Here is a 22,586-nt window from a genome sequence, read left to right as displayed (position 1 = left end):
CGCGCGCGCCGGCTTGCGGGGGCTTCCTTAGGACGAGGGAATGCGGCATTATTCACAGCCATTGAAGCATGACTTAACGAAACGTATATAGATTATGCCGGACTCCTCCAAAGTGAAGCTGCCTACCAGCTTCTTGCGCATCGGTCAGCAACTGCCGGTTGACGTGTACGCCAAGAACGGCCTGCTGCTACTGAAAAAAGGCCATTACGTGCTGACGCCGGAGCAGCGCGAACGGCTGGTGACGTTGGCGCACGGCGACAGCGAGGAGGTGGCGGCGCGCTTGGAGCGCGAGCAGCTGGAGCGCGCGGCGCAGCGCGAGAAGGAAGCCGCGGCGCAAGTGCAGCCCAATCCCATCATGGAGCTGGGTTTCCAGACTCGTCGCGCCGAGGGCCTGCTTTTGCATGGCCTGGCGGTGCCGGGCCTGGCCGGGAGGCTGGTGGACATGGCGGACGCGTTGATCCGGTTGGCTTGCAAGCAGCCGGACGGGGTGCTGGCCAGCGTGCTGCTGACGCCCTACCGCGACATCGGCAGCGCCCATAGCGTGCATGTAGCGGCGATCATGGCGGTGTTGGGGCGGCGCTTGGGCATGGAGGAGGCGCGTTTGCAAGCAGTGGTGGGCGCGGCTTTGAGCATGAATTTGGCGATCACCGGCTTGTTGAATCAACTATCGCGGCAGCAAACGCCGCCGGACGCCGCGCAGCGCGACGATCTCTACGCCCATCCCATTGTCGGTTCCGCCATTTTGCGCGAGGCCGGCGTGGTGGACGAACATTGGCATCTATTGGTGCAGACCCATCAGGAGCAGCGCGGCGGCGACGGCTACCCGCAGGGGCTGCGCGGCGAGGATATCCACCCGGACGCAGCCTTGCTGCACATGGTGGACGTGTTGTGTTCCTGCATACATCAGCCGCAGCCGGCCTTGCCGGCGCTGGTGATCGGCAGCCTGTATCGTGGCGAGCTGGGCGATTTCGATCCGCAGCACGCCGCTTTGCTGATAAAGGAGCTGGGCGTGTACCCGCCCGGCAGCTTCGTCAAATTGGCCAGCAACGAGATCGGCGTGGTCACCCACCGCAGCGACAAGGCCAACGCGCCGCGAGTGGCGGCCTTGCGCAAGTTGGACGGCGCGCCCTACGCCGACGCGTTGCTGCGCGACACTCGGCAGAACGCTTACCGGGTGCTGGAGGCGGCGCCGTTGTCGGCGGCGGTGGTGAAGCCGGCTTATCTGTCCAAGCTGTGGCAGAAGTGAGCGGGTTCAGGGCCGAGCCTCGCCCAGCGGTCGTAACTGGATGCCGGATACGTCCTTGATCTTCCAGATGCGACGGATGTGCGCGAGATCGCGTTCGGTTTCGTCGCGCAGCCGCGCTTCCGGCAAAAAACTCATTTCCACGTCCACATTGCCCAAATAGACCGCCTCGCCGCGCTTCACTTCAAACGGAGCGGCCAGGCGGAAGCCGCGCATTTTGCGGCTCACGCCCCAAGCTCCGTCTTCCAGCCAGTTGGCCCAGACCTGTTCCACCCGGTACTGGCCCGGCTCCAGCGTGAACAGCATCAATTTGCCCTCCGCCATGGATTTGCCCGGTTCGCCGAAAACGGTGTCGGTCAGCAGGCTGGCGCGGTCGACGGCCACGACGCGACCAGCGGCGTTGGCGATATCCAGGCCGAGCGTCGCACTGTCCGGGTTGGAGGATTTGCCGGTCAACGACAGAATGGCGTAGCCGCGTTCGGCGGGCGGCTCCAGCGAGCCGTTCAGACGCTCGGCCATGCCGGCGCAGCCGGTGAGCAGCAGAGAGCAGAAGGCGAGAGTGAAGAGCCGTGTCAGCATAGTGTGTCCTATCGTCCGCCGGAAGCGGCGGCTTGGTTTGCATTGTCCGCTGTTTGCGCTTGCGGCTTCAAGCCCAGCACCAGCAGGGCGCTGAGCAGCAATGGGCCGCTTAGCCAGAGGTAAGCCAGGGTGTGGCTGCCGGTGGCGGCCTCAATCAAACCCAGCGCATAGGGGCCGATGAAACCGCCGATATTGCCCACGGAATTGATCAGGCCGATGGCGCCCGCGGCCAGCGTGCCGGTGAGAAAAGTAGTGGGAATGGACCACCACACGCCCATCGGGCTGTAGACGCCGATGGCGACGATGGTGACGGAGAGCAGCGCCACGGCGAGATGGTCGCTCAGCGCGCCAATCAGGAAACCGGCGGCGGCGAGCAAGAGCGGCAGCGCCACGTGCCAGCGTTTCTCCGCCCGGCGCGACGAGGAATGACCCAGCCACAGCATGGCGGCCAGCGCCGCCAGCATGGGCACGGCTGAGGCCAGGCCGATGGCCAGCGGCGACCAGCCGGAGGCGTTCTTGATCACCGTGGGCATCCAGAAGCTGAAGCCCCAGAAACCGGTGATCCATAGAAAGTAGATCAGACATAGCCGCAGCACCGCCGGCTGCGCCAGGGCCTGACGCAGCGTGGCCGGCTGTTGTTTACGGGTGGCGGCTTTTTCCGCTTGCAGCGTGTCGATCAAATAGCGCTTTTCCTCCACATTCAGCCAAGCGGCCTTGGCTGGATCGTCCTGCAGCCACAGCAAGACAGCACCGCCGTAGAGCATGGTGACGCCGCCCTCCAGCAGGAACAGGCTTTGCCAACCTTTCAGGCCGAAGGGCTGAAGACCGACCAACCAGCCGGCAAGCGGCGCGCCGACGATGGCGGATACCAGCAGGGAGCTCAAGGTGATGGAAATCGCGCGGGCGCGGGTTTCCGCGACGAACCAGCGCGGGATCACCGAGGCGTAGATCACCGGGTAGAAGCTGGCTTCGCACACGCCCAGCATAAAGCGCAGCAGGTAGAACTGCCATTCGTTCTGCACCAGGCTCAGCAATATGCTGACCGCTCCCCAGGAGAACAGGATGCGCGCGATCCAGCGGCTAGGGCTCCAGCGCTCGGCCAGAATCGCTCCGGGTACCTCGAACAGCACGTAGCCGGCGAAGAAAATGCCGGCGGCCAGGCCGTATACTTTGGCGTGGAAGCCGAGGTCGGCGTTCATGGTTAAGGCCGCGTAGCTGACATTGACCCGATCCAGAAAGGCCAGTACGGAGGCGATGAACAGCGGAGCGAGAATGCGCAAATAGGTTTTGCGCAGAAGGGAAGTTTTGACGGAATCTGGGCTCATGCGGCGCCCTCGCTTAATGGGTGGATGCCGTCAAGATGCGCAGAAAGCGCCGCGCAGTCAATCCAGATGCGGCTCGAAGAATTCCAGCAAGCGAGACGGCAGCCAATCCAGTGTGCCGGGAAAGGCGCCGGAGGCGAAACCCACATGGCCGCCGTGGGGCGGGAATTCCAGCGTGACGCTGGCTGCCACGTCGGCCTGACGCGGCAGCGCCTGTTCCGGCAGGAAGGGATCGTTGCGCGCGTTCAACACCAGAGTGGGGCGGGCGATCTGGCCCAGCCGAGGCTTGGCGCTGGCGCTGCGCCAGTAGTTGAGGGCGGTGCCGAAGCCGTGAATCGGCGCGGTGACCAGGTCGTCGAATTCAATGAAGGTGCGTGCGCGGCGGAGTTTGCCCCCGTCGAACAGGCCGGGGTGGCGCTGTAGCGATTTCAGCGCTTTGGGCTTAAGCGTGCCCATGAACATGCGGGTGTACAGTAGTTTGCCCAAGCCCCTGTCCAGCTGGGTGCTGGCCGCCACCAGATCCAGCGGCGCGGACACCGCCGCCGCCGCGCGCGGCAGCGCCAGCGCGCCTTCGTCCGCCAGGTAGTTGAGCAGCATGCTGCCGCCAAGCGATACCGCGGCGGCGGCCAAGATCGGGAAGCGTTGAGCCAGCCGGCTCAAAATCCAGCGCACTTCGGCACTGTCGCCGGCGTGATAGGCGCGCGGCAGAGGATTGTCCACGCCGCCGCAGCCGCGAAAGTGCGGCACCACGCCATGCCAGCCGCGCCGCTGAACCGCCAGCAAGAGCGCGCGCGCGTAGTGGCTGTCGCTGCTGCCTTCCAGCCCGTGAAACAACACGACCAGCGGCGCGCCGGGCCGCCCGGCGACAAAGTCCAGCGCGATGCGGGCGCCATCCGGCGTGTCCCACAGCTCGCGGCGGTAGTCGGGGCGCGGGGTCTTGATCGCCAGCGCCGGCCAGATGGTTTGGGCATGGCCGCCGCGCAGCCAGGCGGGAGACTGGTAAGCCATGGCTCAGGCCGGCTTTTTCTGAGCCGATTTGGGGCGGAAGGCCTTGACCACCGCCTCATGGGTTTCGATATAGGGACCGTCCAGCAGGTCGATGCAGTAGGGGACGGCGGCGAAGATGCCAGAGGTTTCCACTTGGCCGTCGGCGCCGCGCAGGCCTTCCAGCGTTTCCTTGATCGCCTTGGGCTGGCCGGGCAGGTTGAGAATCAGCGCCTGCTTGCGGATCACGCCCACCTGGCGGGACAGGATGGCGGTGGGCACGAAGCGCAGGCTGATCTGGCGCATCTGCTCGCCGAAGCCGGGCATCTCGCGGTCCGCCACCGCCAGCGTGGCCTCGGGGGTGACGTCGCGGGCGGCCGGGCCGGTGCCGCCGGTGGTCAGCACCAGTTGGCAGCCTTCCTCGTCCACCAGCGTCTTGAGCGCGGCTTCGATTTGCGGCTGCTCGTCCGGGATCAGACGGGCGACGACGACGAAGGGGCTGGCCAGCGCGGCGGCCAGCCAGTCCTGCAGCGCCGGAATGCCCTTGTCTTCGTACACGCCGCTGCTGGCGCGGTCGGAGATCGAGACCAGGCCTACTTTCAGCATCACTCGTCGTCCTCTTGGTTCTGCTGATGCAGGCGCGGCTTGCCCGGTTCCGGAATCACGTCCTTGACGGCCTGATAGAGCAGGCGGAAGGACTTGGGCGGTTTGTTGTCCTGTTTTTCCTTGCGCGCGTTGCGGATCAGCGTGCGCAGCTGCTGCGGGTCCGCGGCGGGGAAGTCGGTGACGAAGCTGGCCAGCATCTTGTCGTCTTCCATCAACCGTTCGCGCCAGCGTTCCAGCAGGTGCTGCCAGGCGATGTGCTCGGACGATTCGCCTTTGAGAATTTGCAGGTATTGCTGGATCGGCTCCGGGTCCACGTCGCGCATCAGCTTGCCGATGTATTGCAGTTGGCGGCGCAGCGCGCCGTGCGCGGTAAAGCGTTTATAGTCCAGAATAGCGGTGAGGAGGTCTTCCGGCAGCTGCATTTTCTTCAGCGTGTCCTTGGACAGCTCCACCAGTTCGCGGCCCAGGTCTTGCAGCGCATCCATGTCGCGCTTGCGCTGGGATTTGCTGACGTAGCCGTCGTCCGGGCTGTCGTTCTGGTAATGGGTCATCGTTGGCAATTCTCAATCGGTTTTCTCAAGGCTGGTATGATACCGGAAAAGGCCTCCGGCCGTTTCGACCATTGCGAAAGACACTAGATGGAAGACAAGACATTCAGTTTCAGCCAGGCCGCGCTGGAGGACATCGCCTCCCGCGTCATTGAACTGGCAAAGGCCGAAGGCGCCAGCGCCGCCGAAGCCGATGTTTCCGAAGGACTGGGCCAGACCGTGAGCGTGCGCCTGTCCGAGGTGGAAACCATCGAATACAACCAGGACAAGGGCGTGGGCGTAACCGTCTACCTGGGCCAGAAGAAAGGCCACGCCAGCACTTCCGATTTTTCCGAAGAGGCCTTGGCCGACACCGTGCGCGCCGCGTTGGACATCGCGCGCTACACCGCCGAGGATCCGTGCGCCGGCTTGGCGGACTCCCAGTTGATGGCCACGGAGTTTCCGGACCTCAGCCTGTACCATCCGTGGTCGCTGCCGGTGGAGGAGGCCATCGAACTGGCCAAGTCCTGCGAGGCCGCGGCGCTGGCCGCCGATCCGCGCATCCGAAACTCCGAGGGTGGCACCGCCTCGTCGCAGTCCAGCCACTTCGCTTACGCCAACAGCCACGGATTCATCGCCGGCTACGCCAGCAGCCGCCACAGCATTTCCGCTGCGGTGGTGGCCGAGGACGGCGGCGCGATGCAGCGCGATTACTGGTATTCGTCGGCGCGCCGGCGCGAGGATCTGGACGCGCCGGAAGCCATCGGCGCCAAGGCCGGTCAGCGAGCGGCGCGGCGACTGGGCGCGCGCAAGGTGAAGACCGGGCAGTATCCGGTGGTGTTCGAGGCGCCGATAGCCGCCTCGTTGCTCAGTCATCTGGTGGCCGCCATCAGCGGCGGCAGTCTGTACCGCAAATCGTCCTTCCTGCTGGACTCGCTGGGCAAGCCGGTGATGTCGGCCAATGTCACCATAGACGAAGACCCCTTCTTGCTGCGCGGCATGGCCAGCGGCGCCTTCGACAACGAGGGCGTGGCCACGGTGGCGCGCCGGCTGGTGGACAAGGGCGTGCTGCAGGGTTATATGCTGGGGAGCTATTCGGCGCGCAAGCTGGGCATGCAGACCACCGGCAACGCCGGCGGCGCGCATAATCTGGTTGTGCATTCCACCGGCGAAAGCCTGGAGGAGTTGCTGCGGACTATGGGCACCGGCCTGTTGGTGACCGAACTGCTGGGCCAAGGCGTCAACACGGTAACCGGCGATTACTCGCGCGGCGCGGCCGGCTTCTGGGTGGAGCGCGGCGTGATCATGCACCCGGTGGAGGAAATCACCATTGCGGGCAATCTGCGCGAGATGTTCATGCAGATAGACGCGGTGGGCAACGACGTGCTGGAGCGCGGCGGCCGGCAGATGGGCTCGGTGCTGTTGCGCAGCATGATGGTGGCCGGCGAGGCCTGAGAACCCGCTCAATGTCTGCTGCGCATCGGCAATACTGCGTTAAAAACCGCTTCGAAACGCTCATGTACCCCTTGATCATTCCGCTTTCTCAGCGGTTTGCGCCTTGTCTCGCTCTGGCTCGCGAGACTTTGGACAGGCTCTAAGGCAGGCGATGGCGGATTTGTTCGCGCCGGAAGAGGGCGGCTGGCTGGAGCGCCTATCGCCTGGCGCGGCCTTATTGCATCGCCGCGTCTGCGAGATCGACGCGGCCTTGCTGGCGGAAGTGGAGGCGGTGCTGCGGCAAGCGCCTCCGCGCGGCATGCAGACGCCGGGCGGACGGGCGATGTCGGTCGCCACAACCAGCTGCGGCGCTTACGGCTGGGTGTCCGATGCGCGCGGCTACTGCTACGCCGAGCGTGACCCCGGCAGCGGGCAGCCTTGGCCGGCGATGCCAGCCTTGTTGCGGGTTCTGGCCGAGGAGGCCGCGGCCGAAGCCGGTTTCCCCGGCTTCGCGCCGGATGCCTGCCTGATCAATTGCTATGCGCCGGGCGCCAAGATGTCCTTGCATCAGGACAAGGACGAGCGCGATTTTGGCGCGCCCATCGTGTCCGTGTCGCTGGGTTTGCCGGTGATTTTTCTGTTCGGCGGTCTTAGCCGCGCCGAGCGTGCCGGCCGCATTGAGTTGCGCCATGGTGACGTGTTGGTGTGGGGCGGGGCGGACCGGATGCGTTTCCACGGGGTGCTGCCGGTGGCGGACGGGATGCACCCGTTGCTGGGGCGGCGCCGCATCAATCTGACTTTTCGCAAGGCGCGCTGATCCATGGCTGAACCGGCCGATTTCGTTTCGCTGTCTTTATCCCTGTCTTTGCCCGCGGATTTTCGCCGGGACGACTTCATGGCCTTCCACCGCCGCGACGCGCAGGAGCTATCCGAGCGGGTGACGGCGCTGAGCCTGAGCAAGGGCTTGCTGTGGCGCGGCGCGCCGGCCTGCCTTAGCATGGATTTCGCTGCGGACGCGGTGCGGGTGGAGCTGGACGCGGACGTTTCGCCGCAGGCCGGCGACGCGGCAGCCTTGACCTCCATGGCGCGCCGCATGCTGGGCTTGGCGCAGCCGGTGGCGGATTTCGAGTGCGCGCATCGCGGCCATCCCCAGCTGGCGGGGCTGATCGCCGCGCGTCCCGGTTTGCGCGTGCCGCAGACGACCACCCCGTTTGAGGCGCTGGTTTGGGCGGTCACGGGCCAGCAGATCAGCGTGCATGCCGCGATTTCGCTGCGGCGCAGGCTGATGCAGTTGGTCGGCAACCGTCACAGCGGCGGCCTGCTATGCCATCCGTCGCCGCAGCAGGTGGCGGAGCTGGAGCCGGATCAATTGGGGCAGGCCGGCTTCTCTCGCGCCAAAACCCGGACCTTGCTGGAACTGAGCCGGCAGACGGTCGACGGCGGCCTGCCCTTGCAAGGCTGGCTGGACGACGGCGCGCCGGAGGAGATCGCCGCGCGGCTGCTGGCCATGCCCGGCATCGGCCCGTGGACGGTCAGCTACGCGCTGCTGCGCGGCTATGGCTGGCTGGACGGCTCGCTGCACGGGGACGTGGCGGTGCGGCGAGGCCTGCAGCGTCTGCTGGGGAGGGCCGAGGCGGTGTCGCCGCGCGAAACAGAGCAGTGGCTGCAAGGCTTCGCGCCGTGGCGCGCGCTGGTGGGGGCGCATCTGTGGGCGATGCAGACGGCGGCCGGCTATTAATGGCTTGTAAAAGTCCGCTGCGCTTCGTGGGACGTGGCGCGGCGGGCGCTCCTTCGAAACGCCCATGAGCCTCTAGTTCATCCCGCTTTCTCGGCGGTTTTCGCCTGGCCTCGTCCTGGCTCGTTAGACTTTGAGCCGCTTCCGAACGCGTCCAAGGGATTTCCTCCGCGCGAAGTTGGCGCTGGCCGCGGCGTTTGACTACCCTAAATAGAACAAGAAGCCGTGCGGCGACCGGTCCGCCGCCAACATAGCCACGCGAGGTGCGGGATGGGGAGGCAATCCGATATCGGACTGGTGTTGTCGGGGGGCGGCGCGCGCGCGGCTTACCAAGTGGGGGTGTTGCTGGGGATCTCCCGGCTGCTGCCGGATGCGCGCGTCAATCCCTTTCCCATCATCTGCGGCACGTCGGCCGGGGCAATCAACGCGGTGGCGCTGGCCTCCGGCGCCGGCAACTTTCACCTGGCGGTATCCACGCTGGCGCAGATGTGGAAGCAACTGCACATTCAGGATGTCTACGACGCCAGTTCCGGCTATTTCCTGAAGACCTTTTTGCACTTTGGCCTGTCCGTGATGTCCGGCGGCCGGCTGTGGCGCAACCCCAAAAGCTTTCTAGACAACGCCCCGCTGCGCGAGCTGCTGACCAAGGTCATGGTGTTCGAGGGCATAGACCATTCCGTTCGCCACGGCGCGCTCAAGGCGCTGGCGCTGACGGCCTCGTGTTACACCACAGGGATGTCGGTCACCTTTTTCCAGGGCGCGGACAGCCTGGAGGAGTGGGAGCGCTATCAGCGGCTGGGCATGCGCGAGCGCATCGGTATCGAGCACATGATGGCCACCTCGGCCATCCCCTTGATTTTTCCCTCGGTGTGCATAGGGGAGAAGTTTTACTGCGACGGCGCGGTGCGCCAGTTGTCGCCCTTGTCGCCGGCGTTGCACCTTGGGGCGGAAAAGCTGTTCGTGGTTGGTCTGGCCAGCAAGCGGCCGGACACCATAGAACGCCGCCACAGCGGTTTTTATCCGTCGCCGGCGCAGATATTCGGTCATCTGCTCAACAGCGTGTTCATCGACAGCATGTCGGTGGACATGGAGCGGCTGACCCGGGTCAACCATACCGTGTCGCTATTGCAAAGCCACGAGGAACTGGCGCGCCAGACTCAGTTGCGCAAGGTGGACATCTTCATGCTCAACCCCAGCAAATCGCTGGAGGGCATCGCCTACAAGCACACTCGGCTGTTTCCGCCTTTGCTGCGCTTCCTGATGAAGGGCACCGGCGCCACCCGTCACCGGGGCACGGCCTTGGCCACGTATCTGCTGTTTGAGCCGGGCTATACCCGCGAGTTGATCGCCTTGGGCTATAAGGATGCTTTGCATCAGAAAGAGGCTATCCGCCGTTTCCTGGAACTTTAAGCCGCGGCGCGGTTCTGAATCCTCCATGTTGTATGGCACAATCATGCGCCATGACGTTTTACCGCCAAACATTGAGGAAGATATGGGCTTGAGCAACCGACAAGGTTTTCTGCTGATCGCCGCCGCCTGCGCCGGCGCGATGGGTTTTGCATTGTTCGCGCAATACCAGTTGGGCCTGGAGCCTTGCCCGCTGTGCATCTTCCAGCGCATCGGCGTGATCGCCGCCGGCGTGGTCGCCTTGGTGGCGGCTTTGGTCAACCCCGGCCGTTGCGGCGTCAGGGCCTGGGGCGGTTTGACGATTCTGGCCGCTTTGGGCGGCCTGTCGGTGTCGCTGCGCCAACTGTGGCTGCAACACCTGCCGGCGGATCAGGTGCCGGCCTGCGGTCCGGGCCTGGAGTTCTTGATGGAGTCCTCGCCGTTGACGGAGGTGATTTCCAAGGTGCTGAAGGGCAGCGGCGAGTGCGCCTCCGTGGACTGGACCTTCCTGGGAATGGCGATGCCGTTCTGGGTGGCGGTGTTCTTTGTCGGCGTGATCGGCTTTGCCGGCTGGCTGCTGGCGCGCAAATCGGCCTGACGCCGGATTGCCGCGCAGCGAAGGCCGCCTTGGGCGGCCTTTTTCTTTGGGCCATGATCTTATTGCATGCTTAAGATGTAAATAATAATGCCGACATCGGAAATCGTGCGGTCGGCAGGCGCGCCTGTGCTTTTATCGCCACAGCTGAAATTTATTTAAGATGTTGATTTTAAATGGATGTGTGGTTTTCCGGCCTTGGGAAGGGGGCCGGCGACCGCCGCCAATCTCTTTGGTAGCGCCCGCTGCGGCAGCTTAGGGGCGCGCGCCGCGACCGGCGAGCGCACTACTAAGGGGGGAAGGAGATGAAACGCAGCTATCTGGCGGTTGCCGCGGCGGGTATGGGCTTGGGCATGGGCGCTTGGGCGGAGGAGGCCGTCCCGCTGGAGCGGGTGACGGTGACCGGCTCCAATATCAAGCGCATCGGCAAGGAAAAGGCTCTGGCGGTCGAGGTGATCAAGAAAGAGGATATCGACAAGACCGGCGCGTCCACCGTGATCCAGTTGCTGGACCGGCTGCCGTCGGTGGGCAGCTTGCTGGCCGGCACCAACTCCAACAGCTTTGCCGCCGGCGCGGCCACCGCCGGCCTGCGCGGCATGAGCTCCAAGTATGTGCTGGTATTGCTGAACGGCCGTCGCTTGCCCAATTACGCGATGTTCATCAGCGGCACCGACGCTTTCGTCGATCTGAACACCTTGCCGCTGTCGATGATCGAATCGGTGGAGATTCTGCGGGACGGCGCATCGGCCATTTACGGTTCCGACGCGGTGGCTGGCGTGATCAACTTCAAGACCCGGCGCAACTTCCGGGGCGCCGAGGCGACCTTGCGCGGCGGCGGCAATCTGGATGGAGACGGCATCGAGCATGGGCTGAATCTGAGCGGCGGCTTCGGCGATCTGGAACAGGACGGGCAGAACCTGCTGCTGTCTTTCGACGTCTACCACCGCGAGCCGGTGTTCAGCCGCAACCACGACGCCACCCGCAGCAATGATTATCGTTTTCAGGGCGGGCCGGATCTGCGCAGCGGCGCGCAATGGGGCTATTGGAACGACCGCACGCCCAACGCCGACAGAAGCAATGCGCTGGCCAAGCCCTTGCCCGGCTGCCCGCCGTGGAGGCTGACCACCCGGCCCAGCGGAGCTGCGTTGTGCGTGTCCGATGTCGACGAGCTGGGCACGCAGCTGTCGCCGCGCACCAGCCGTTACGGCTTGACGGCCCATTACACCCGGCGTTTGAGCGGCGACGCGGAGTTCTTCGCCGAACTGGGGCTGAACCGCACCGAGACGCCGCTGGATGGCGGCTATTCCTTCGTCCAGACCATAGTCGGCCCGGGCTGGGCGGTGTATCCGCGGGACGGCGGCCTGGCCTCGGTCTACCCGGATTTCAAGCCCACCGACAATCTGCAGATCACCCGCAATCTGTCGGAGAGCGGCCGGCGGCTCAACGAGATCACCAGCGACACGTATCGCGCGGTGCTGGGCGGACGCGCCTTGTGGCGCGACTGGGACTTGGAGAGCTCGTTGAACCTGGGCTTGAACAAGGTGGAGGCGAGGCAGAACAATGTGGTGTTGAACGACGCTTTCCTCGCCATGTTGCGGAACGGCACCGACGGCGGGCCGCTCTATAACCCGTTCTCGCAGCATAACGACGCCGCCGCGCTGCGGCCGTATCTGGCCACCATCGCCAACACGTCCTCGTCGCGTTTGTCGGCGTTTGAATTCAAGGCCAGCAATGAGGAGTGGTTCAGGTTGCCGGCCGGCCCCGCCGGCTTCGCCGCCGGTCTGCAGTGGTCGCATGAGTCGATAGACGCGCAGCCGGACCCGCTGCTGCAAACCGGCAAGATCATGAATTTCGCCGTCCAGCAGAGTCTGCGGGCCAGCCGCTCGGTGCTGTCCGCTTTCAGCGAAGTCAATTTGCCGGTGTTGAAGAATCTGGAGGTCCAGCTGGCGCTGCGCGCCGATCGCTACAACGATTTCGGCGACACCTTCAACCCCAAGCTGGCTTTTTCCTTCCGCCCCTGGGAGCCGGCGATGCTGCGGGGCTCCGTCACCACCGGTTTCAAGGCGCCGACGCTGCCTCAGCTGTACGCGTCGCGCCAGGCCTACACTTCGGTGTACGACTACGCGCAGTGCGCCGACCGCGGCATCGCCCGCGAATGCTGCGGCCTGGCCAGCAATCAGCTGCGCAGCGGCGGCAACCCGGGGCTGAATCCGGAGGAGTCGCGGAACTACGCGCTGGGCCTGGTGCTGCAGCCGACTCCGGCGCTGTCGGCCACCGTGGATTGGTACCGGATCGAGGTGTCCAACACCGTGCAGTCGCTGGACCCGCAATACGTGCTGGACAATCCGGATCGTTTTCCCGGCTTCGTGGCGCGCAAGCCCGTCGATCTTCCCGGCGTAAGGGGGGACATCGACTACATTTCCGCGCCGTACATGAATATTGGCAAGACCCGGACTTCCGGCGTCGACATTGATGTGCAGTACGACTGGTCGCTGGGCGCTTACGGCAAGCTCAAGTTCCGCAACGCGCAAAGCCGCATCTTCAGCTACCGGGAATCGCAGACCGAGACCGATCCGATGCTGGAGTACGCCGACTACGGCGCGCAGCCGCGCTGGAAAAACGTCTTTGAAGTGAGTTACAGCCGGGGCAGCTATTCTTTGGGGCTGACGGCGCGCAGCTACGCGTCTTTCAAGAACCTGTACTCCCAGCTGTACCGCAATGCCGGGGACGTGAAGGAGAGGGTGGGGTCCTACACCGCGCTGGATATCAATTTCGGCCTGAAGCCGAGCAAGGGCTTCAGCGTCAGTGGCGGCATACGCAATCTGGGTAACCGGATGCCCAGTTACGCCACCGGCGCCGGCTTCAGCGGCGGGGCGGCCGCTTACTCCGGCCCCGCCACCGATCTATGGGGGAGGATGTTGTACCTGTCCGGCCGTTACGTATTCTAGGAGGGCGCATAGGCCGCGGGCATGGCGAAGCGAGGCCGTCGGAGCGAGGTTAGCGCAGGTGCTGCGGCGTCAAGGTATCGGGGGCGGGGCTGACCGCGTTGCGGCCTGAGCGTTTGGCGATGTAGAGCGCGCTATCGGCGTCTTCATAGAAAGTGCGGCCGTTGTCATCCGTTTCCGGTACCCGGGCGGCGACGCCAATGCTGCAAGTGACTTTGCGTAGGGGGCTCTTCAAATGAGGCAGCTCCAGCTCTTCCAGTCGTGCGCGGAAGCCTTCCGCTGCGGCCACCGCTTGGTCCTGGCCGCATTCTTCCAGCAGCACGCCGAATTCTTCTCCGCCCAGCCGCGCCACGATGTGGCGACGGGTGCTGAAGTAGGCGTTCAGCTCTTGCGCCAGCCGTTGCAGGATCAGATCGCCGGCGTAATGGCCGTAGTGGTCGTTGTAACCTTTGAAGTTGTCCACGTCCAGGATCAAGAGCGCCAGGGTTTTTCCGGCGGCGCGGTGTTTGTCCAGCGTCGGCGCCAGGATCTCGTCGAAGTGCCGGCGGTTGTAAAGTCCGGTGAGGCCGTCGGTGTTGGCTTGCAACAAAAGCTTGGATTGCCGCGACACGAAGCGGACGCTGCCGGCCAGCCACAGCAGGATGGCGGTGGTGACGCCGCTCCAGAAAACCGAAGCCAGCGTCAGCAGCAAGACGCTGAGCACCAGCACGCCACAGGAGGCCAGCAGATAGGCCGGCAGAATGCCTTGGCGGTGTTTGTAGCGGCAGAGCAGCAGGTCTAGCAGCAAGATGGCCAGCGCGTTGATAAGGGCCTTCCATCCCAGAGGTAGTGGCACGGGGGTGTTGTCCTGCTGTAAGCCGTAGAGCAGGAAGGCGTTGATTTCCACACCCGGCATGCCGCGGTTGTTGGCCGACAGAGGCGTGGCGTGGATGTCGCCCAGGCCGGTGGCGGTGGCGCCCACCAGGACGATCTTGCCGGCAAAGAAGGACGGTGGCAGTTGATTGAGCGCGTCGATATAGGATACCTGCTGGAATGGCGGGGAGCCTGTCAGATAAGGCACCATTACAGGGTCTTCGCGCAGCCAGCTGTCAGGATTGCCGTGAGGCAGCCCCAGCTTTTGCTGGTCGGATTGGCGTCGGCCATGAGCCAGGTCCAGTACGGCCTGCGCGAAATTGGGGTGATGAGGCGAGCCCAGTCCCGCTTTCAGGTAGACGCGGCGTATAACGCCGTCGCTGTCCAGCTCGTAGTCGGTGTGGCCCAGGCCGGCGCTGGCGGCGGCGATGCCTGGCAAGGGGCGGGTTTCGGTCAGACGGTTGCCCTGCATTTCGGGAAACACCGGACTGATGACTTTACCGTTGCGGCGAATGGCATCGGCCAGCGCTTGATCCGACTCCGGCATATTGTGCGAGGGCTCAGCCAAGACGATGTCCAAGCCCACGGCTTTAGCCTGCGCCAGCTTGTCCACCAGTTGGGCGTGATACTCGCGCGGCCAAGGCCAGCGCCCCAGTTCAGACAGGCTGCGCTCGTCCACCGCGACGACGACGATGTCGCTGGTCTGGTTATGGTTGGACTTGAGCCGGATCAGCCCGTCGTACAGCCAGAAGTCCAGCCGCAGCAGAAGACCGGAGAGGGTCAGCAGAGCCGCCAGCAGGGCCAGCAAAAAAGGCAACAAGCGCAGAACCTTGTCGCGATAGTGAGTTAGCATGTTGCCATTCTAGGGAAGTTTTCCGGGGAGAGTGAGCATTTCTTGCTCCTCAGTCGCCAAGTAACCGTGTTCACCTTCCACCTTGACAGTCGCTTTGTATTGCCCGGCAGGCAAGGCTTCCAGCGCTTTCAGCTCCCATTGTGGGCGATCGCTGCTCAGAGAGAACGGGGGCGTGTTTGCGTTTGCGGCTTGGGCCTGGGTCAGCGTCAGCGTGTAGCGCGCGCGCGCGACGGGATAGGGGCGGGCCGCCAGTACCGGCGTGGTGTTGTCCAGGCGGCTAAGCCACCCCTTGGATTCCACTTTTTGCGCGGCGGAGAAAGGTCCCGGTTGGCCTTGTGAGTCCAGTCGCGCCAGCCGCCAGTACCAGATGCCGGACTCAGGCAATTCGGCTTTAAACTCGGCCTCGGTCAAGGTCTGTTCCAGCAGCGGCTGGGCGAAATCAGGTTGGCGCGAAATCTGCAGCCGCAGCGGCCGTTCCGGGCTGGCGTCCACCCGCAGGGGTAGGGATTTGCCCCGCAGCTGCGCGCCGTCCGCGCGCGTGAACAGCAGCGGCGGAAGCGGGTAGGCTTGCAGCTTGAAGCTGCGCGTGCTGTCGTAGCCTTCCAGGCCGGAGCGGTTCTTGGCTCGGACTTTCAGTACGTAATCGCCGTTGCCCGGTAGGCGCGGATAGTAGCGAGGGGTTTGCAACTGGCGCTCGGCCAAGCGTTTCTTGCCGCTCAGCGTGACGCGATAGGACATTGCGCGCTCGTCGCGCTGCCACTCCAGCGGCGGCGGGTTGAATTGGCTGTTTTCCGCCACGGTGGATAGGTCGGGCGGAGGCGGCAGCTCCTCTGGCTGGCTGGGGCCGTTTTTGCGGCTGGACAGAGTGCCGAAGCCGGCGGGCACGTCCACCTTGCTGCGACGGCCTTTGACTTCCACGCTGCCTTTGAGTACTTCCGCCAAGGTATCTTCGCCGCCGGAGGCGTTAACCCGGAATTCGGTGCCGCGCACGGTGGTCACCGCCGATGGGGTGCGGATCTCGTAGCGGCTGGGCATCAGTATGTTGGGAATCACCGAATTGCCAGTGCTGCCGTTGTTCAACTTGATCTGAGACTGGATTGCCCCGGTGCTGGGATAGTAGACCTGGGTTTGCAGGCTTAAATCCGTGTTGGCGTTGATCACCAGCGAAGAGCCGTCGACGAAGCGCAGTTTGATCATTGCGTCGTTTCCGGTCGTGAAGCGGGTGCCTTTGGGGTATTTTTTGCCCACCGCCAGTTCCAACAGTTTACCCTTGGCGTCGACAGCAGCCGACTCTCCGGACATTTCTTCCAGCGTGGCGTCGGATTGCGCTTGCTTGATCCACGGGTAGGGGACCCGCAAGGTGCTGCCGGGGATCAGCCGATAAGGATTGGCGATGCGATTTCTGGCTTGCAGCTTCGGCACATAAGCGGGAGACGACAAATGCTCGGCCGCCAGCGACCACAGATTGTCGCCGTTTTTGACCGTATATTCCCAGATAGCCTTGTCGGCGGGATCGCCTGCCAAAGCCAGCGTGCTGGCGAAGCAGCCAGTCGCCAGGATTAAATTGCGCATAGTTGAATCTCTTTATATGGAATGCAGAAAGTCAACCAAAAGTATCACCGTAGCCTAGACGCATTGCAAGCTGATAAGCAATAGAATGGTAGTTGTTTGTCCTAAATTGGGAGATAAGCGAATGCTTGCTTGAAATATGCGACGCAAAATGCAAAAAAGCAGCCTAAAGGCTGCTTCTTCGCAATGCTTGGCGGAGTGGACGGGACTCGAACCCGCGACCCCCGGCGTGACAGGCCGGTATTCTAACCAACTGAACTACCACTCCAGCAATTTGGTGGGCGGTACTGGACTCGAACCAGCGACCCCTGCCGTGTGAAGGCAGTGCTCTACCAACTGAGACTAACCGCCCGAAACTGTTGCACCGTTTCCGGGTACTGCTATGCAATGCTGTTGGCGGAGTGGACGGGACTCGAACCCGCGACCCCCGGCGTGACAGGCCGGTATTCTAACCAACTGAACTACCACTCCAACCGTAAAACCTTGGTGGGCGTTGACGGAGTCGAACCGCCGACATTCTGCTTGTAAGGCAGACGCTCTACCAACTGAGCTAAACGCCCGAATCCGGGTACTGCTTCAATGCTGTTGGCGGAGTGGACGGGACTCGAACCCGCGACCCCCGGCGTGACAGGCCGGTATTCTAACCAACTGAACTACCACTCCAACCGTAAAACCTTGGTGGGCGTTGACGGAGTCGAACCGCCGACATTCTGCTTGTAAGGCAGACGCTCTACCAACTGAGCTAAACGCCCGAATCCGGGTACTGCTTCAATGCTGTTGGCGGAGTGGACGGGACTCGAACCCGCGACCCCCGGCGTGACAGGCCGGTATTCTAACCAACTGAACTACCACTCCAACCGTAAAACCTTGGTGGGCGTTGACGGAGTCGAACCGCCGACATTCTGCTTGTAAGGCAGACGCTCTACCAACTGAGCTAAACGCCCGAATCCGGGTACTGCTTCAATGCTGCTGGCGGAGTGGACGGGACTCGAACCCGCGACCCCCGGCGTGACAGGCCGGTATTCTAACCAACTGAACTACCACTCCAACCGTAAAACCTTGGTGGGCGTTGACGGAGTCGAACCGCCGACATTCTGCTTGTAAGGCAGACGCTCTACCAACTGAGCTAAACGCCCGAATCCGGGTACTGCTTCAATACTGTTGGCGGAGTGGACGGGACTCGAACCCGCGACCCCCGGCGTGACAGGCCGGTATTCTAACCAACTGAACTACCACTCCAACCGTAAAACCTTGGTGGGCGTTGACGGAGTCGAACCGCCGACATTCTGCTTGTAAGGCAGACGCTCTACCAACTGAGCTAAACGCCCTGAATCCTTTTCGCTGCTGCGTTTGCGTTTCAGCGAGGAGGCGAATTAAAACACAGGGTTTAAGCTTGCGCAAGTGGTCTGTCAGCAAATTTTTGCAAGCAACGGTAATTTCGAATAAAAGCTCCAAAATTTAATGTTTTTGTCAGACAGAAAGGTGACGCCGACTTTGTCGCTAAGGTATCATGCCGCCATTAGCTATTTATCGGATGACGTTAAGAATGAAGCCGACCTTTCTCGATTTTGAGCAGCCTATTGCCGAGCTCGAGAACAAAATAGAAGAACTTCGCTATGTTCAGGACGATTCGGTGCTGGATATCTCCGAGGAGATCGCGCGCTTGCAGAAGAAGAGTCAGGACTTGACCAAGACGCTCTACGCCAAGCTGACGCCGTCTCAAATTGCCATGGTGGCGCGCCATCCGCAGCGCCCTTACGCGCTCGACTATATAGAGAGTATTTTCACCGACTTCGAAGAGCTGCACGGCGACCGCGCGTTTGCCGATGATGCCGCGATCGTGGGCGGTCTGGCTCGTTTCAACGGCCAGTCGGTAATGGTGATCGGCCAGCAGAAAGGCCGGGACACCAAGGAAAAGATCCGCCGCAATTTCGGCATGCCTCACCCGGAAGGCTATCGAAAGGCCCTGCGCCTGATGAAGCTGGCCGAGAAGTTCGGCATCCCGGTAATCACCTTGGTGGACACTACCGGCGCGTGGCCCGGCATTGGCGCGGAAGAGCGCGGCCAATCCGAAGCCATTGGCCGCAACCTCTATGAAATGACCCGCTTGCGCGTGCCCGTCATCGTCACGGTGATAGGCGAGGGCGGTTCGGGCGGCGCTTTGGCCATCGCGGTGGGCGATTGCGTCAACATGCTGCAATACGCTACTTATTCGGTGATTTCGCCTGAAGGCTGCGCTTCTATCTTGTGGAAGACCGCCGAACGCGCGTCCGACGCCGCGGAGGCTCTGGGCATTACCGCGCCGCGTTTGAAGACCTTGGGTTTGATCGATCGTGTGGTCAACGAGCCGGTGGGCGGCGCGCATCGCGATCACGCTCAAATGATGGCGACGCTGAAGCGAGTGCTGCAGGAAGAGTTGAAAGACTTGACCAGCAAGCCGATCGACGAGTTGCTGAAAACCCGTTTCGACAGACTGATGAGTTATGGCCGCTTCAAGGAAGCCGCAGCCTGACCCGCTTGAATCACTGTTAAGCCATTGGCCGGACGAATTGTCCGGCCAATGTGCTTTTGAGGTGGGTTTGAGCGGAGGCCTGGATTCAGTGGCGCTGCTGGCCTTGCTCTGCCGCGCGCGCGCGCGCCGTCCCGAGTTGGAGATCCGCGCGGTGCACGTGCACCATGGTTTGAGTCCAAACGCAGACGCCTGGGCCGAACATTGTCGCGTCTTGTGCGCGACATTGGACGCGCCTTTGCGGGTGGAGCGGGTGAGTGTGGTCTTGAGCGGCGGCGATAGCCTGGAGGCGGTGGCCCGCGAGGCCCGCTATCAAGCGTACCGGCGCTCCGCCGCCGGCGTGGTGGTCTTGGCGCATCATCTGGACGACCAGGCGGAAACCGTGCTGCTGCAATTGCTGCGCGGCGGCGGCGCGCGCGCCTTGGCGGCGATGCCGGCCTTGCGCAAGCTGGAGGCGGAGGGCCCCTGGTTGTGGCGGCCCTTGCTGGGCTTGCGCAGGCGGCAGCTGGAGGACTTTGTCCGGGCTCAGGGCTTGAGCTGGGTTGAGGACGAGAGCAATCGGGACGAGCGCTGGCGGCGTAATTTTCTACGCCAGCGTTTGCTGCCGCAACTGGAGGCGGCGGTTCCGGATTATCGTCGTCATCTGACGCGCTCGGCCGGCTTGCTGTCGGACGCCGCCGCGGTGTTGGACGAGGTGGCGGCGCAGGATCTGGTCGTTTGTCGCAATGACGGTGGTCTGGATTTGATTCGCTGGCGCGCTTTGTCCGCGGCTAGGCAGCGCCAGACGCTCTTGGCCTGGTTGCGCGGTTTGGGTTGGCCGGCCCCGGAGCCGGATGCGCTGGCGGAGTTTCAGCGCCAGGCGCTGGAGGCCGGCGCCGGCAGTTGTCCGCGGCTTAGTCTGGCGCGGGGCTTGCTGTACCGTTACCGCGATGGACTGTTCGCCTTGTCGGCGCTGCCGGCTCCGGGAGCCGTGGCGCTTGGACCGGTGGACCCGGCGACGGAGCGCGTGTCGGCGGAGTGGGGCGGGGCGCTGAGTTGGGATTGGCGGCCGCGCGGCCTGTCGGCGGACACATTGGCGCGAGGCTTGATCCTGAGGCCGCGCGAGGGCGGCGAGCGCTTGGCGTCAGGAGTTGGGCGCAAGCCTGTGAAGAGTTTTTTGCAGGAGGCCGGCATTGCGCCGCCCTTGCGCGAGCGCTGGCCGCTGCTGTGCGACGCCGACGGGCGCGTGCTGGCGCTGCCCGGCGTGGCGGTGGATTCTGAATTAGCCACCGAGCCGGGCTGGTGGCCGCAGTGGCGGCCGCTGCCGACGGCGCCGCGCTGATGCGAAAAACGCCTGCCGATTAGGCGGGCGTTTTGCATTTGCAATGTCTTGTCCCTCGACGCGGACCAGACTTTGAACAGGTTTTTAGGCGGCGCTCAGCGGCAGGCTGACGATGCCCTCATCGTCCAGCCGCAGATAGCCGCCCTGATCGCCATGCCAATCCTGGATCACCCAGCGCTCGGACTCTCCATGCCGGTGGGTTGCAGGGCGGTGGGTGTGGCCGTGGATCAGCGTTGGCCAGTCGTGCTCGGCCAGCAGCGCTTCGACGGCGTCGGCGGCGACGTCCGAAATCTCAGTCAGCCCGTTTTGCCGTTTGGCCATTTCGCTTTGCTGACGCGCTTGGCGAGCGATCGCGTGGCGCTCGGCCAGCGGCCGAGCCAGCATCGCCTGCTGCCACTGAGGGTTGCGGCTGACGGCCCGAAATTGCTGGTAGGCGATGTCGCCGGTGCACAGCGCGTCGCCGTGGCTGAGCAGGCAGCGACGGCCATGGGTTTCAATCAAGGTGGGATCGTTCAGCAGCCGCGCGCCGCTGCGTTGACAGAAGCCCTCGCCCAGCAGGAAGTCGCGGTTGCCATGCATCACATACAGCGGCGTGATGGCGGCGAAGGCGCGCATCGCGGCCAGCGGCGTTTCCAGAAACGGCGAATCGTCGTCGTCGCCCACCCAGTATTCGAACAGATCGCCCAGGATGTAGAGCGCGTCGATCCGGCCTTGCCAGGCTTGCAGCGTGTCCAGAAACAAGCGGTTCAGCGCCGGAGTGTCGTCCGCCAGGTGCAGGTCGGAAATGAAGTGAATGGCCATGTCGCGTGCGGATGAGTTGAAGCCCGGCCGGCCGGGCGGGGAGCGCCGCGCGTTGCGCGGCGTCTGCTAATCAAATGATTTCGGCTTTCTCGATCACCACGGCTTCGGCCGGCACGTCCTGATGCGGGCCGCTGCGACCGGTGCGCACCGCCTTGATGCTGTCCACCACGTCCTGGCCTTCCACAACCTGTCCAAACACGGCGTAGCCCCAGCCTTGGGCGCTTTCCGATTTGAAATCCAGGAAGTCGTTGTCGGACACGTTAATGAAGAACTGGGCGGATGCCGAGTGCGGGTCCATGGTGCGGGCCATGGCCACGGTGTAGGTCTTGTTGGACAGGCCGTTGTTGGCCTCGTTCTCGATTGGCGCGTTGGTCGGCTTTTGCGACATGTCGGCGGTGAAGCCGCCGCCCTGGATCATGAAGCCGTTGATCACGCGATGGAAGATGGTGCCGTCGTAATGGCCGCTCTTTACGTACTCTTCAAAGTTGGCGGCGGTTTTCGGGGCTTTGTCGGCGAACAGTTCCAGTACGATGGCGCCGAAGTTGGTGGTCAGTTTGATCATGGTGTTTCCTTGATGACGGGCAGGGCGGGTAGCGGCCTGCCGGTATGAAATAGGTGGCAGAAAAGCTTAAGGCTTGATGGTGACTTTCTGGATCACGATGGGCTCGAACGGCACGTCGCCCATGCCGTTCATGCTGCCGGTGCGGGTCTTGGCGATGCGGTTGACCACGTCCATGCCGCGGGTCACCTTGCCGAACACGGCATAGCCGGCGCCTTGGGGCGTCGGGGATTTATAGTCGAGGAAGTCGTTGTTGGCCACGTTGATGAAGAACTGGGCGGTGGCGGAATTCGGGTCCGCGGTGCGGGCCATGGCGATGGTGCCGATGCCGTTCTTCAGACCGTTGCTCGCCTCGTTGGCGATGGCGGCGCGGGTGGGCTTTTGATTCAGCTTGGTGTCGAAGCCACCGCCCTGGATCATGAAGCCGTCGATCACGCGGTGGAACACGGTGCCGTTGTAGTGGCCGGCCTTGGCGTAGGCGACGAAGTTTTCCACGGTCTTGGGCGCTTTGACCGAGTCCAGCGCAATCTCGATATTGCCCTTGTTTGTGATCATTTCCACTGTCGGCGAGGCCAGGGCCACGGCGGGCAGCGCGCTCAACGCCAGCATGCTCAGCATTCGTTTCATGGTTGCTTTATTCAACAGGGTTATGAGGAGCCGCCAATATTAGCACAGCCTTTTGATTCAGCGCATGGCGCGGTCTGCTTATGCTTTTTGCGTGTTGTGGTCTTCTTGTTTTTTTAAAAAATAGTATTTAGACTCCACT

The 22,586-nt window shown here is 63.4% G+C and carries 19 protein-coding genes and 12 tRNA genes; 9 read left to right on the top strand and 22 right to left on the bottom strand.

Features of this window, described 5'->3' with window-relative positions; genetic code table 11:
• The first annotated feature begins 94 nt into the window (after nucleotides 1-94).
• Nucleotides 95-1,246, top strand: a complete 1,152-nt coding sequence (locus tag GYH29_RS14890) for an HD-GYP domain-containing protein (protein ID WP_107731996.1) — start codon at nucleotides 95-97, stop codon at nucleotides 1,244-1,246.
• 6 nt (nucleotides 1,247-1,252) lie between these two features.
• Here GYH29_RS14890 and GYH29_RS14885 read toward each other — a convergent pair whose 3' ends face one another.
• The 5 genes from GYH29_RS14885 to yjgA are packed head-to-tail and all read right to left on the bottom strand — an operon-like array spanning nucleotide 1,253 to nucleotide 5,285.
• Nucleotides 1,253-1,822 carry a hypothetical protein gene (locus tag GYH29_RS14885; protein WP_019101677.1) on the bottom strand — a complete coding sequence of 190 codons (570 nt, stop codon included), beginning with the start codon at nucleotides 1,820-1,822 and terminating at the stop codon, nucleotides 1,253-1,255.
• 8 nt (nucleotides 1,823-1,830) lie between these two features.
• Nucleotides 1,831-3,147 carry an MFS transporter gene (locus tag GYH29_RS14880; RefSeq protein WP_161524032.1) on the bottom strand — a complete coding sequence of 439 codons (1,317 nt, stop codon included), beginning with the start codon at nucleotides 3,145-3,147 and terminating at the stop codon, nucleotides 1,831-1,833.
• A 57-nt stretch (nucleotides 3,148-3,204) separates the two neighbouring features.
• A complete protein-coding gene (locus GYH29_RS14875) occupies nucleotides 3,205-4,152 on the bottom strand; it encodes a YheT family hydrolase (RefSeq protein WP_107731998.1) in 948 nt (315 codons plus the stop codon).
• Nucleotides 4,153-4,155: 3 nt separating this feature from the next.
• Nucleotides 4,156-4,734, bottom strand: coding sequence for a molybdopterin adenylyltransferase (gene mog, locus GYH29_RS14870; protein WP_043590059.1), 579 nt, complete (start codon nucleotides 4,732-4,734; stop codon nucleotides 4,156-4,158).
• Complete coding sequence (gene yjgA, locus GYH29_RS14865; RefSeq protein WP_161524031.1) at nucleotides 4,734-5,285, bottom strand: ribosome biogenesis factor YjgA; 552 nt, start codon at nucleotides 5,283-5,285, stop codon at nucleotides 4,734-4,736. The genes mog and yjgA overlap by 1 nt, the downstream gene beginning before the upstream one ends.
• Nucleotides 5,286-5,372: 87 nt before the next feature.
• Here yjgA and pmbA point away from each other — a divergent pair, with 87 nt between their 5' ends.
• The 6 genes from pmbA to GYH29_RS14835 all read left to right on the top strand — a co-directional run bounded on the left by pmbA (nucleotide 5,373) and on the right by GYH29_RS14835 (nucleotide 13,359).
• A complete protein-coding gene (gene pmbA / locus GYH29_RS14860) occupies nucleotides 5,373-6,716 on the top strand; it encodes a metalloprotease PmbA (RefSeq protein WP_161524030.1) in 1,344 nt (447 codons plus the stop codon).
• A 151-nt stretch (nucleotides 6,717-6,867) separates the two neighbouring features.
• Nucleotides 6,868-7,512: a DNA oxidative demethylase AlkB gene (gene alkB, locus GYH29_RS14855; RefSeq protein ID WP_161524029.1), complete on the top strand. Its 645-nt coding sequence runs from the start codon at nucleotides 6,868-6,870 to the stop codon at nucleotides 7,510-7,512.
• Between the two features lie 3 nt (nucleotides 7,513-7,515).
• Complete coding sequence (locus GYH29_RS14850; RefSeq protein WP_118268034.1) at nucleotides 7,516-8,433, top strand: DNA-3-methyladenine glycosylase family protein; 918 nt, start codon at nucleotides 7,516-7,518, stop codon at nucleotides 8,431-8,433.
• 267 nt (nucleotides 8,434-8,700) lie between these two features.
• Nucleotides 8,701-9,840, top strand: coding sequence for a patatin-like phospholipase family protein (locus tag GYH29_RS14845; RefSeq protein WP_039755076.1), 1,140 nt, complete (start codon nucleotides 8,701-8,703; stop codon nucleotides 9,838-9,840).
• An 82-nt stretch (nucleotides 9,841-9,922) separates the two neighbouring features.
• The gene (locus GYH29_RS14840; RefSeq protein WP_019101668.1) at nucleotides 9,923-10,414 is read left to right on the top strand and encodes a disulfide bond formation protein B; all 492 of its coding nucleotides are present in this window, start codon (nucleotides 9,923-9,925) and stop codon (nucleotides 10,412-10,414) included.
• Nucleotides 10,415-10,716: 302 nt separating this feature from the next.
• The gene (locus GYH29_RS14835) at nucleotides 10,717-13,359 is read left to right on the top strand and encodes a TonB-dependent receptor plug domain-containing protein (protein ID WP_161524028.1); all 2,643 of its coding nucleotides are present in this window, start codon (nucleotides 10,717-10,719) and stop codon (nucleotides 13,357-13,359) included.
• Nucleotides 13,360-13,408: 49 nt separating this feature from the next.
• Here the strand turns inward: GYH29_RS14835 and GYH29_RS14830 are convergent, their stop codons facing one another.
• The 14 genes from GYH29_RS14830 to GYH29_RS14765 form a co-directional block, all read right to left on the bottom strand.
• Entirely contained in the window at nucleotides 13,409-15,061 is a 1,653-nt protein-coding gene (locus GYH29_RS14830) for a CHASE2 domain-containing protein (RefSeq protein ID WP_019101666.1), read from the bottom strand.
• 9 nt (nucleotides 15,062-15,070) lie between these two features.
• On the bottom strand, nucleotides 15,071-16,633 hold the full coding sequence (locus GYH29_RS14825) for a FecR domain-containing protein (protein ID WP_081576147.1): 1,563 nt from the start codon (nucleotides 16,631-16,633) through the stop codon (nucleotides 15,071-15,073).
• 188 nt (nucleotides 16,634-16,821) lie between these two features.
• Nucleotides 16,822-16,898 (bottom strand) — tRNA-Asp (locus tag GYH29_RS14820).
• A 7-nt stretch (nucleotides 16,899-16,905) separates the two neighbouring features.
• A tRNA-Val gene (locus GYH29_RS14815) sits at nucleotides 16,906-16,982 on the bottom strand.
• 42 nt (nucleotides 16,983-17,024) lie between these two features.
• A tRNA-Asp gene (locus tag GYH29_RS14810) sits at nucleotides 17,025-17,101 on the bottom strand.
• Between the two features lie 13 nt (nucleotides 17,102-17,114).
• A tRNA-Val gene (locus GYH29_RS14805) sits at nucleotides 17,115-17,190 on the bottom strand.
• 26 nt (nucleotides 17,191-17,216) lie between these two features.
• Nucleotides 17,217-17,293 (bottom strand) — tRNA-Asp (locus GYH29_RS14800).
• 13 nt (nucleotides 17,294-17,306) lie between these two features.
• A tRNA-Val gene (locus tag GYH29_RS14795) sits at nucleotides 17,307-17,382 on the bottom strand.
• Nucleotides 17,383-17,408: 26 nt separating this feature from the next.
• Nucleotides 17,409-17,485, bottom strand: a tRNA-Asp gene (locus tag GYH29_RS14790).
• A 13-nt stretch (nucleotides 17,486-17,498) separates the two neighbouring features.
• Nucleotides 17,499-17,574 (bottom strand) — tRNA-Val (locus GYH29_RS14785).
• A 26-nt stretch (nucleotides 17,575-17,600) separates the two neighbouring features.
• Nucleotides 17,601-17,677: transfer RNA gene (locus GYH29_RS14780), tRNA-Asp, on the bottom strand.
• A gap of 13 nt (nucleotides 17,678-17,690) precedes the next feature.
• Nucleotides 17,691-17,766: transfer RNA gene (locus GYH29_RS14775), tRNA-Val, on the bottom strand.
• 26 nt (nucleotides 17,767-17,792) lie between these two features.
• Nucleotides 17,793-17,869, bottom strand: a tRNA-Asp gene (locus tag GYH29_RS14770).
• A gap of 13 nt (nucleotides 17,870-17,882) precedes the next feature.
• Nucleotides 17,883-17,958 (bottom strand) — tRNA-Val (locus tag GYH29_RS14765).
• Nucleotides 17,959-18,176: 218 nt separating this feature from the next.
• Between GYH29_RS14765 and GYH29_RS14760 the strand changes: the two genes are divergently transcribed.
• Complete coding sequence (locus tag GYH29_RS14760; protein ID WP_019101652.1) at nucleotides 18,177-19,142, top strand: acetyl-CoA carboxylase carboxyltransferase subunit alpha; 966 nt, start codon at nucleotides 18,177-18,179, stop codon at nucleotides 19,140-19,142.
• Between the two features lie 61 nt (nucleotides 19,143-19,203).
• A complete protein-coding gene (gene tilS, locus GYH29_RS14755) occupies nucleotides 19,204-20,460 on the top strand; it encodes a tRNA lysidine(34) synthetase TilS (RefSeq protein ID WP_232060403.1) in 1,257 nt (418 codons plus the stop codon).
• A gap of 84 nt (nucleotides 20,461-20,544) precedes the next feature.
• On the opposite strand, the gene GYH29_RS14750 is transcribed toward tilS, so the two are convergent.
• The 3 genes from GYH29_RS14750 to GYH29_RS14740 all read right to left on the bottom strand — a co-directional run bounded on the left by GYH29_RS14750 (nucleotide 20,545) and on the right by GYH29_RS14740 (nucleotide 22,447).
• Nucleotides 20,545-21,261 (bottom strand): UDP-2,3-diacylglucosamine diphosphatase, encoded by a 717-nt coding sequence (locus tag GYH29_RS14750; RefSeq protein WP_019101654.1) that lies wholly within the window; start codon nucleotides 21,259-21,261, stop codon nucleotides 20,545-20,547.
• 70 nt (nucleotides 21,262-21,331) lie between these two features.
• The gene (locus GYH29_RS14745) at nucleotides 21,332-21,823 is read right to left on the bottom strand and encodes a peptidylprolyl isomerase (RefSeq protein WP_019101655.1); all 492 of its coding nucleotides are present in this window, start codon (nucleotides 21,821-21,823) and stop codon (nucleotides 21,332-21,334) included.
• Nucleotides 21,824-21,889: 66 nt separating this feature from the next.
• Complete coding sequence (locus tag GYH29_RS14740) at nucleotides 21,890-22,447, bottom strand: peptidylprolyl isomerase (RefSeq protein WP_039755071.1); 558 nt, start codon at nucleotides 22,445-22,447, stop codon at nucleotides 21,890-21,892.
• Nucleotides 22,448-22,586: the final 139 nt, after the last annotated feature.

Origin of the sequence: Chromobacterium haemolyticum (assembly GCF_009936155.1) — a bacterium.
Classification (GTDB): Bacteria; Pseudomonadota; Gammaproteobacteria; order Burkholderiales; family Chromobacteriaceae; genus Chromobacterium; species Chromobacterium haemolyticum.
This window is presented reverse-complemented; position numbering and strand designations above follow the sequence as displayed.